General features: G+C 74.1%; 8 protein-coding genes. 1 reads left to right on the top strand and 7 read right to left on the bottom strand.

The window, feature by feature from the left end:
* Positions 1 to 151: 151 nt before the first annotated feature.
* Positions 152 to 1564 (bottom strand): radical SAM protein, encoded by a 1413-nt coding sequence (locus FKD65_RS19920; protein ID WP_141578929.1) that lies wholly within the window; start codon positions 1562 to 1564, stop codon positions 152 to 154.
* Positions 1565 to 1645: 81 nt separating this feature from the next.
* Positions 1646 to 2824: an MFS transporter gene (locus FKD65_RS19915; RefSeq protein WP_141578928.1), complete on the bottom strand. Its 1179-nt coding sequence runs from the start codon at positions 2822 to 2824 to the stop codon at positions 1646 to 1648.
* 59 nt (positions 2825 to 2883) lie between these two features.
* Here FKD65_RS19915 and FKD65_RS19910 point away from each other — a divergent pair, with 59 nt between their 5' ends.
* Positions 2884 to 3888, top strand: a complete 1005-nt coding sequence (locus FKD65_RS19910; RefSeq protein WP_141578927.1) for a helix-turn-helix transcriptional regulator — start codon at positions 2884 to 2886, stop codon at positions 3886 to 3888.
* Here the strand turns inward: FKD65_RS19910 and FKD65_RS19905 are convergent.
* The 5 genes from FKD65_RS19905 to FKD65_RS19885 form a co-directional block, all read right to left on the bottom strand.
* Positions 3855 to 6122 carry an MMPL family transporter gene (locus FKD65_RS19905; protein WP_205718724.1) on the bottom strand — a complete coding sequence of 756 codons (2268 nt, stop codon included), beginning with the start codon at positions 6120 to 6122 and terminating at the stop codon, positions 3855 to 3857. The genes FKD65_RS19910 and FKD65_RS19905 overlap by 34 nt on opposite strands.
* The gene (locus tag FKD65_RS19900) at positions 6119 to 6730 is read right to left on the bottom strand and encodes a TetR/AcrR family transcriptional regulator (RefSeq protein WP_168221117.1); all 612 of its coding nucleotides are present in this window, start codon (positions 6728 to 6730) and stop codon (positions 6119 to 6121) included. Before FKD65_RS19900 ends, FKD65_RS19905 begins: the two co-directional genes overlap by 4 nt.
* 184 nt (positions 6731 to 6914) lie before the next feature.
* The gene (locus tag FKD65_RS19895; protein ID WP_141578925.1) at positions 6915 to 7313 is read right to left on the bottom strand and encodes an STAS domain-containing protein; all 399 of its coding nucleotides are present in this window, start codon (positions 7311 to 7313) and stop codon (positions 6915 to 6917) included.
* Positions 7310 to 8452 (bottom strand): B12-binding domain-containing protein, encoded by a 1143-nt coding sequence (locus FKD65_RS19890; RefSeq protein WP_240810250.1) that lies wholly within the window; start codon positions 8450 to 8452, stop codon positions 7310 to 7312. Before FKD65_RS19890 ends, FKD65_RS19895 begins: the two co-directional genes overlap by 4 nt.
* Complete coding sequence (locus FKD65_RS19885; protein WP_141578923.1) at positions 8449 to 10176, bottom strand: PP2C family protein-serine/threonine phosphatase; 1728 nt, start codon at positions 10174 to 10176, stop codon at positions 8449 to 8451. The genes FKD65_RS19890 and FKD65_RS19885 overlap by 4 nt, the downstream gene beginning before the upstream one ends.
* Between the last annotated feature and the right edge of the window lie 68 nt (positions 10177 to 10244).

Raw genomic sequence — 10244 nt, 5'->3', positions numbered from 1 at the left:
CACTGTTCACCTTTCCGCCCAGAGGGCGGCGGCGCCATGCCGCCGACAACGCACGCTACGCCGCTTCAGTTGTAGGAAACCTGCAAAACGCGCGGCCCACCCTGCACGGGGAGCGGGCGGAGCACGGCCGCCCGCCTCTCCCGCGAAGGGGTCAGGACACGGAGGCCGGCTCCGGTTCCCGTGACGCCTCGGACCGGGCCGGTCGGCTGCCGAAGCCGGAAAGGATCGCCTCCAGCATCGGCAGCGCGCGCCCCGCCCTCTTCGCGCGGATGACCAGGTCCCACGCGGGCTCGAACTTCTTCCAGCCCCCGGCGTAGGCGGCGTGCCTGGCCTTGCCGCGCAGGGTCGGCTTGGTGGCCGCGCCGCGCAGGATCGAGCCCCACCGGTAGAAGTCGCGGTAGGCGCGCCAGTAGCCGTCCTCCAGTTGCCGGGCGGTCATCTTGGCGGGCTTGAAGACGACCGTACGGGTGTCGTACCGGTCCCAGTCGGAGTGCAGGAGCCGGCCGGCCTTGGCCATGCGGTCGTAGAGGCGGGTCCCTGGATAGGGGGTCAGGATGTGGAAGGTGGCGGTCTCGATGCCCTGGCCGACCGCCCACTCGACGGTGCGGTCGAACACGGCGGGGTCGTCCTCGTCCATCCCGAACACGAAGCTGCCGTTGACCATCACGCCGTTGTCGTGCAGGCGGCGGACCACCGCGCCGTAGTCGCGGTCGATGTTCTGCCACTTGCGCTGCTCGGTGAGGTTGCCGGCGTTGACGGTCTCGAAGCCGACGAACAGGCTCCGCAGCCCGGACTCGACGGCCTTCTCCAGGAGCCCGGGGTTCAGCACCGCCTTCACCGTCCCCGCCGCCTGCCAGAGCCGTCCCATGCCGCGCATCCCGTCGAACAGCGCGGAGGCGAACCGGGCGTTGCCGAACAGGTGGTCGTCCAGGAAGTACAGGTGCCGCCCCGGCAGCCGGTCGATCTCGGCGAGCGCCGCGTCGACGGTCTGGGTGTAGAACGACTTGCCGCCCTCGAAGAACGCCTCCTTGTAGCAGAAGTCGCACACGTGCGGGCAGCCGCGCGACACCACGATCGAGTTCGGGACCAGGTAGCGCTCGCGGGCGATGAGGTCGCGGCGGATCGGCGGCAGCCCGCCGAGCGTCCGCTCGGCGGAGTCGTAGCGGGCCGCCGGGCGCCCGGCGCGCAGGTCGGCGAGGAAGCGGGGCCAGGTGTCCTCGCCCGGTCCGCGGAAGATCGTGTCGGCGTGCCGGGCCGCCTCGTCCGGGAGCGAGGTGACGTGCAGCCCGCCCAGGCAGACGTGCGCGCCCCGGGCGCGGTAGAGGTCGGCCAGCTCGTAGGCGCGCCGCGCCGAGGTGATGTAGACCTGGATCACCACGAGGTCGGGCTCGTCGGAGGTGTCGACCTTCTGGACGTGCTCGTCGGTCAGCGTCACCTCGTCGTCCGGGCCGAGGTAGGCGGCGAGAGTCGCCAGCCCGAGCGGCGGGAACAGCGAGTACTTGATCGGTCGGAAGAACGGCGACGTCGCCTCGGTCAGGGCCGGGAGGATCATCTTGACGCGCATGCCTCATTGGACGCCGCCCCGCCGCGCCGGTGGCGTCCGTCGTGTGCGGATCGTGTGGAGACTCCGTGCGGGCGCCGCCGCTCAGTTCGCGGTCCGGAGCTCGGGGAGGGGGCGGAGCCCGGGTGCCAGGGCGAGGGTGACGGCCAGGGAGGCGGCGGCCATGATCGCCATGGCGGTCGCGGGCGAGGTCGCCTGGGCCGCGCCGCCCGCCAGGGCCGCGCCCACGCCCTGCATGGTGACCATGCCGGCTCCCTGCAGCCCGAGAGCGTGCCCGTGCAGGGAGTCCGGGGTCAGCGCCAGGAGGCGGTCCTGGAGGAGCAGGGTCGCCGCGAAGCCGACGGAGGCCAACAGGATGGCGGCGGCGGCAAGCGGGAGCGGCGGGTCGACGGCGAACAGCAGGTAGGGGACGGCCAGCAGCAACCGCAGGGCGGGGCCGACGCGCTCGCGCAGGCCCGCCGGGATGAAGCGGCCCGCCACGGTGTCCCCGATCAGCATGCCGACGGCGGCCACGGCGAGCAGGAGTCCCGCGTGGTTCGGGGAGTAGGAGACGAAGAGGGCCTCGCAGCCGACGATCAGGCCGTTCGGCACCCACATCGCGAGGTAGGTGTGGCGGCGCGGCGCCGAGGAGAGCAGCCGCACGTTGGTGCGCCACGTCTCCGCCGGGCTGGGGCGCCCGGCGGCCGCCGGCGGGCGGCCGCTCAGGCCGGCGACAGCCACCACCGCGGTGAGCAGGTAGAGCGCGGCGCCCGCGAGCAGGGTGACCCTGGGTGAGAGCGCGACGACGAGGACGCCGCCGGCGGCGAAGCCGCAGATCTGCATCGTCCCCACGGACATGTTCAGGACGGAGCGGCCGAGGAGCCGGCCCTCGCTGGGAAGGATCCGGCTCATCAGGCTGTGGCGGACGCCGCCGCTCAGCGAGGCGACCGTACCGAGCCCCAGCACGATGGCGAACAGCGCCGCGAGCGGGAGGCCGGGGACGGCCAGGACCGCCGTCCCCGCGCCGAAGAGCACGGCCATGCAGGCGAGCGCCGCCCTCGGCGGCAGGCGGTCGGCGGCCGACAGCAGCGTCAGCGCCCCGGCCAGCTGGGCGAACGAGCCGCCGAACATGCTCAGCGCCGCCAGCAGCGGCGACCGGGTCGAGTCGAAGACCAGCACGCCGAGCGCCAGGCCGCTGACCGTCTGGGCGGCGACCTGGACCGTGAACGACGCGAAGAGCGGCGTGTACTCCGGGGTGTGGAAGAGATCCCGATACGTGCGCATGATCGACAGGCTCGGACGTACCGCGAGGCGACCGCTAATGTTTCGCGTGGAGGCGAAACATGGGCTGGTGGCTGGTCAACGCGGACACGCTCGCGAGCGGGCGGTTCGTGATCTCGGCTCTCGCGGAGACCACGGCCTGCGTGAAGCTCCTGGCGAAGGGCACCGCCGCGCATCCGAGGGAGCGGTCCTGGCTTGACGACCACCTGCCCTGCTACCGGCGGACGCTCCGCCGCGACCCCGTCACCGCCGCGCTGCTGGACGCCGCCCTCGGCGCCAGGACCCGGTGGATCGCCGACCTCCTGACCCCGCCGCACCCGGGTGTGGGCTCACCGACGTTCCACGAGGAACTCGCCGCCGTCCGCGAGACCCCGCCCGAGCGCGCGTACGCGGACCTGGAGGTCTCCTTCGGGGGGCCGCTGCCCGCCGAGCTGCGCCGCCCCGACGCGCCCGGGCGGATCGCGGGCCTCCTGGAGTGGGTGTGGACTAACACCGTCGAGCCCGACTGGGAGCGCCGCCGCCGTGTCATGGATGCCGACGCGGTCGCGCGCGCCGCGCAGCTGAGCCACGGCGGGTGGGCCACCGCGCTGGACGACATGAGCCCGGGGATGCGCTGGCTCGGCGACGGCCGCCTGCAGATCAACGTCTTCGACTACCCACCGCGCGACGTCTCCGGCGCCCGGCTGCTCTTCGTGCCGGTCACCCCGCGAACGGGCTGGGCGGCCTGGAAGGAGCCGGACCCCGACCGGTACGCGATCGTCTACCCCTGCTCGGCGCCGCTGGCGGGCGCGGGCGGTGCCCCCGTCCCCGAGGCGCTCGAACGCCTCCTCGGGCCGGGGCGCGCCCGCGTCCTCGTCCTGCTGGAGACCCCGCTGAGCACCACGCAGCTCGTGGCGCTCACCGGCCAGGGCCTCGGCTCGGTCGGCCGCCACCTCCGGGTGCTCCTCGACGCCCGGCTCGTCGACCGCCGCCGCGCCGGACGCTCCGTCCTCTACTACCGGACCGCCACCGGCACCGCCCTCACGGACGGCGTTCAGACCCCCGGCGACCTCGCCGAGCCGACCTGAGCCGCCCCGGCCCCCTCCTCGCCGAGCCGGGGGAGGCGCCGGCCGAGCCCGCCGGGCAGCCACCAGTTCCAGTCGCCGAACAACCTCATCAGGGCCGGGACGAGCACCAGCCGCACCAGGGTCGCGTCCAGCGCGATCGCGACCGACAGCGAGAGCCCGAACTCCTTGAGCTCCAGGGTCCCGGCCGTCAGGAAGCCGCCGAACACCGCCACCATGATCGCCGCGGCGGCCGCGATCGGGCGGGCCGTGTGCTCGACCCCCGCGGCGACGGCGGCCTCGTTGCCGTGGCCGTCCTCCCACGCCTCTTTCATGCGGCGGATGAGGAAGACCTCGTAGTCCATCGAGAGGCCGAACAGCAGCACGAACACGGTGATCGGCAGGTACACCTGGACGAACCCGGGACTGTGGAAACCGAGCAGGCCTTCACCGTGCCCCTGCTGGAAGACCCACACGGTGAGCCCGACCGACGCGGCGGTGACCAGCAGGTTCATCGCCACGGCCTTGACCGGCAGCGCGACGCTCCGGAACACCGAGAGCAGGAACAGCAGCGACAGGCCGAGCACGAGCGCCAGAACGTAGGGGAGCTTGCCGGTGGTCTCCTCGGACAGGTCGGCGAAGGACGCGGTGGCGCCGCCCACCAGCACCTGCTGGTTCGCGGCGGCCCTGGGCGCGATGTCGCCCCGGATGTCCTCGACCAGGTGAGCGGCCGCCGGCGAGTCGATCGGCACCGAGGGGACGGCGTTGATGAGCAGCCGCCCGGAGCCGGGCAGGGACTCGACGTCCGCGACCCGGCGGTCCGCGCCGACGAGGTCCGCCACCCGCGCGGCCTCCCGCCGTCCGGCGGCGTCCAGCGCCGCGCCGTCCGGGCCGGTGACCACGATCTGCACCGGTGACACCGCTCCGGGGCTGAACGAGCGTTCGAGGACGGTCTGCGCCTTGGCGGTCGGCCGCCCTTCCAGGGACGCGGTGCCGAGATCGATGCCGTACCTCAGGCTGGGCAGCGGGAGCGCGGCGGCGACCAGGACCGTGGCGGCCGCCAGGCCGAACGCGACGGGCCGGCGCATCACCAGGCGCGCCCACCGCGCCCACGGCCCGTGCGCGGCGCCCGCGCCGGCCCGGGTGTCCGCCGGGCGCCACCGCTCGGGCAGCGACCCGGCGTCGACCCGGGGCCCGAGCACGGCGAGGACGGCGGGCAGCAGCGTCAGCGCCGCCGCGAGGGTGCACACCACCGAGACCAGGACGCCGACGGAGATCTCGCGGAAGACCGGGGCTCGCATGACGAACAGCGAGCACACCGAGATCGCGACGACGACGCCGGAGAACAGCACGGTCCGCCCGGAGGTCGCGACCGCCGCCCCGGCTGCATCGGCGACCGCCTCGGGCCGCCTCGGCCCGCCCCGGGTCACGCCGCGGTGGGCCAGTTCCTCCCTGAACCGGCTGACGATGAACATGGCGTAGTCGATGCCGATGCCGGTTCCGATCATCGTGATGATCGTCAGCAGGAAGGTGTCGTAGGAGAACCCGAACGTGAGCAGGCAGACGGCACCGAACGTGAGGACCAGCCCCGCCATGGACAGCAGCAGCGGCAGGACCGCGGCCGTCACGGCGCCGAACGCCAGCACCATCACCGCGAGCGCGATCGGCATGCCGATCGCCTCGCCGCGCTCGGCGTCGGCGCTCCCGACGACCGTCTGGTCGTTGGTGATCGGAGAGTAGCCGGTCAGGTAGGCCGCCACACCGCCGCCGGCGCCCCCGCGCCCGGCGGCGTCGCGGACGGCCCCGTCCAGCGCGTCCTGCAGCCCGGCCGCCCGGGCCGCCCGCTCCCGGCCGTCCCCCTTGAGCCCCACGACGGCGAGCGCGGCGCGCCCGTCGGCCGCCACCTGCCCCTCGGCCCGCGGGTCGAACGGGCCGATGACCGTGACCACGCCCTCCTCCCGGCGGGCCCGGTCGACCGTCCTCTGGACCACCGCCTTGCGCTCCGGGTCGTCGATCCGGCCCCGCGCGGTGTCGAAGACGATGACTTCCTGCTCGTCCCCCTGGCCGGCGAAGTAGCGCTCCACGAGCCGGGAGGCCCTGGTGGACGGCGCGCCGTCGACGCCGTAGTCGGGGGCTTCGAGCCGGTTCGCGAGCACGGGGAAACTCGCCCCGCAGGCGAGCAGCAACGCGATCCAGATGAGGATCACCGACCGGCGGTGCTCGGCCATGAGGGTGCCCCAGCGACGTCGTCTCATCATCCGCCTCTCAGCAGGGTCCGCACGGCCTCGGCCGCGTCCGTGAGATCGAGTTCGGGGTCGAGGACCAGGTGCAGCAGCAGCCCGTCCAGCAGCGCTGCGACCACCGTCGCCGTCCCGGACGCGGACGCGTTCGCGGTGACGTCACCCGCCCGCTGGCTCCGCTCGACCAGTTCGGCGAGCGCGGCCCGGAAGTTCCGCACCTCCGCGGCGATGGGCTCGCGCAGGGCCGGATCGCGGGAGGACTGGCGCAGCGTTTCCAGCAGCAGCCCCATGGCCGGGTCCTCGAGGCCGCCTTCGGTGAACCAGGCGAGCGTGCCTTCGAACATCTCCTGGACGCTGCCCGCCGTCCGGAGCGCCTCCAGCGGCTCGGCGAGCGCCTGAAGGGTCGCCGTGACGGCCGCCTGCCGGAGCACGTCGTCCTTGCCCTGGAAGTGGTAGCTGATCACGCCGTGCGGCACCCCGGCCTTCGCCGCGATCGCCCGCATGGTGACCCGCCCCCACCCCAGTTCGGCGATCAGCGCGCCGGCCGCCTCCAGGATCGCCGCTCGCGTCGCGGCGCCCTGCTCGGCGCTCGTCGGCCGACCACCTTGTCCATTTGCTTTGGCCACTTGGCCAAGGTATGCCCGTCCATTGCACAATGCAAGAGAAGTCTCGTAGCGGTGCGAGCCCTGCCACTGGGAGGAGATGCCCGATTCGCCGCGTTGACCTGCGGCCGCCCACATCAGAGCCTCATGAGGGAACGCGTCTCAGAGCAACGCATCCGGTGGGCGTGTGGGGCGGGCTCGCCCGGGTCTACTGGGCGGGCTCCCGGTCCTCGGACTCGCCGGACTCGGCGGCGCGGGGCGGCTCGGCCGACTCTCCGGTGAGGTGCTCCATGGTCCCCGTGAGGTCCAGGAGCCGGTCGAGCTGCGAGGGCCGGTCGGTCAGGACCAGGCCGACGCCCGCGGCGGTCGTCCGGCGGCGGACCATCAGCAGCGCGGCCAGGCCCGCCGAGTCGCACATGCCCATCCCGCCGCAGGCGAGTTCCAGGTCGCGGACGTCCGGGTGGTCCTCCATCTGCGCGCGGACGGTCGCCACCAGCGTGTCGGCGGTGTAGAAGTCCAGGTCGCCCTCGATCTCGATCCGCAGCCCCCGCGCCCCGGAAAGGGTCGCGACGACGCGCAGCGGAGTATCGGGGACAAAGGCGGTCATGCGGTCCTTCCTTCGGCACCGCCTGCCGGGAGCGGGGTGGCGTCGGCGGTGTCCGGCTGCGGCTGCCGGAGCGTGTCACAGGCGCGGGAGAGCAGGTCCATGGCGCGGGGGTAGTCGACGAGCTGCTCCGCCAGCAGTTCGAGACCCGGCAGCAGGCTCCGGGCCGGGACGCCCCGCGCGGCGAGGATGCCCGCCGTCCACTCGATGAAACCGGTGAACAGGTCGCGGTCGTCCACGTAGAGGGCGGTGGCGAGGAAGTCGACGATGTGGGCGATGTCCTCGGCGGTGTGGCGGAGCTGCTGGTCGGTGTAGTCGGCCATCGCGGGGAAGCGGGCCGGGAGCTCGCCCATCACGTGCCGCACCAGCTTGCGCGCCGTCCGGCTGATCTGCGTGTACTCCTGGTCGGCCAGGTGCGGCAGGTCGTCGATGACCTGGTGGATGGGCGGCGGCTTGGGAAGCGGCCCCTCCGCCAGCCGGTCGGCGGCGGAGCGTGCGTCGGGGGCCCAGCCGTCGGCGCCGAGCAGTGAGGCGTACCGGCCGTCCGGGCCGTACGCGGCGCCGCCCACCAGGACGGGGGTCCCGGTCGCCTGGCAGGCGGTGATGGCCGCGTGCGCGGCGGGCAGGCGGGTGGCGATCGAGGACGACAGCGCCACCACGGCCGGGTTCGCCCGGTGCACGTGGGAGATCAGATGCGGGGTCGGCACCTGGGCGCCGAGGTAGTCGACCTGCCAGCCGCGCAGCCGCAGCACCTCGGCCAGGATCCGCGCGGGCAGGGCGTGCCACTCCCCGTCGATGCACGCGACGGCGACCCGGCCGCGCGGGGCGCCGCCGTGCCGCGCCATGGCCTCGCGGACGGCCGGATGGTGCGCCAGGGCCCCGATCGTCCGCTCGTTGATCGCGGTCGCGGTGTGCTCCTGCGCGACCGTGAGCCGGTTCGCCGCCCACTCCCGCCCCACCCGCGCCTGGAGCGGGGCGATGACCTCCAGCAGGACGGACTCGGCGTCCGCCCCCCGGTCGAGCGCGGTCGTGACAGCGTCGGCGGCTGCGTACTCGTCGCCTGCGATGACGGCCTCCCAGAGCCCGTCAGCCCAGCCGCCCGGCCCCGGGGACGGCCCGCGGTGCTCCGCGGTACTGGTCACGCGGTGAACCTCCCCGGTCCCTGCCCCCCGACGGCGCTGAGGTGGAAGCGCCGGGGGGCGGTGATGGCGACCACCGCCATGTCGTCGTGCCTGCCCGTGCCCACCCATTCGGCGGCGAGCATGTGGACCCGCTCGACGAGGGCCTCGGGGGGCATGCCTCCGCAGCGGGCGAGCTCGCCGCACAGCCGCTCCTCGCCGAACATCTCGTCGCCGAGCGGGCCGCCGAAGGCCTCGGTGATGCCGTCGGTGTAGAGCAGGCACGTGTCGCCCGGCTCCAGCAGCACGGTCGCGGTCGTGGAGGAGATCTTGTCCAGCACCCCGATGAGGGACCCGCCGGTGTCGGGGGCCTCGACCTCGCCGCCGGTGCGCACGACCAGCGGACGGGCGTGGCCGGCGCTGGTGAGCCGCAGCCGGACGTTGCTGCCCTCCCGGCGGACCGAGGCCATCACGAGGGTCACGTAGCGGGTGGACTCGCTGCTCAGCAGTGTCCCGTTCAGCAGCTCCAGCACGCGCCTGTGGTCGCCCGCCATCGGCAGCAGGGCCTGCAGCGTGTTGCGGATCTTGCCGGTGAGGACGGCGGCCTCCAGGCCCTTGCCGCACACGTCCCCGAGCACGACCAGCGACTCCTGCTCCGCGCCGGAGTCGTCGGCCGACGCCGGGTGCAGGTCGTAGAAGTCCCCTCCGACGCGCTCGCCGGCGCCGGACGGCCGGTAGCGGGCCGCGAGCTCCACCTCGTCCAGCCGCGTGGTGCGCGGCGGCAGCAGGTCGCGCATGAGCGTGTCGGTGATGGACGCCTGCTCGGCGTACACGCGGGCGGCCGACATGGCGGCGCCGGCCCGCGCGGCGAACAGGCGGGCGATCGTCTCCTCGCCCTCGGAGAACGCGCGCCGCCCGCCCCGGCGGAGCAGCACCAGGGCCCCGGCGGGCATGCCCTGCCCCGGGAGCGCGGTGACCACCATCGCGCCGAGGTCGCCCAGGTCCGTGCGGACGATCCAGGAAGGTGCGGCGGTCGGGTCGAGCGAGCGTGAGGGCACCGGCGGGAACCCCTGCATGGCCTCCGCGAGCCCGGGGACCTCCGCCGGGTCGACGAGGAGCTCCTGATGGTCGACCAGGCCGTCAGGGCCGCAGTAGGAGACGGGGTACGCCCGGCCGGAGCCGGGTGCGATCACGAGGGCGGCGTCGGCGAGGTACCGCGCCGCCAGGTGGACGGTCACCTCCATGCACCGTTCCAGGTTCAGCGACGCCAGCAACTGGCTGGACGCCTCCGCCAGGAAGGCCGTCCGCTCCCGCTCGTCGGCGAGTTCGCGTTCCAGCCGCCGGTGCTCGGTGACGTCGAACAGCCACCAGACCGTTCCGAGCGCGCCGCCCGGCGGGGCACCGGCGGCCCCAGGGCCCTCGTCGGGCACGCCGTGGGCCTCGAAGACGCGGTCGCCGATGGAACCGTTCGCGAGCGGGCCGGGCCGCGAGGCGCCGGTCTCCGGCAGGTCGTCGGCCGCCACTTCGGAGAGGGGGGCGTCGGCCAGGGAGTGGTGTGCCTCGGCCAGCCAGGCGGGTGCGGCGCCGTCCAGCCGGACGCCCGGCTGGACGCCGAGCAGCAGGCGCGCCGCGTCGTTGAGCCGCGTGACGGTTCCGGAGGGGTCGACGGCGAGGGCGGGGTACGGGCCGGGCCCGAGCGCCGGGTCGAGAACGCGCTGGGGGGCGTCTATGCCTTGAATCAGTTCCATCACGTCGCAGCCTGCGGCGGGACCACTTCCTTCCTGCACTGAGCCGCCGAACGAGGATCCTGTCCTCG

Origin of the sequence: Actinomadura sp. WMMA1423, assembly GCF_006547145.1 — a bacterium.
Taxonomy (GTDB): domain Bacteria; phylum Actinomycetota; class Actinomycetes; order Streptosporangiales; family Streptosporangiaceae; genus Spirillospora.
The sequence above is the reverse complement of the archived record's forward strand: the minus strand, read 5'-3'. Positions and strand labels throughout refer to the sequence as shown.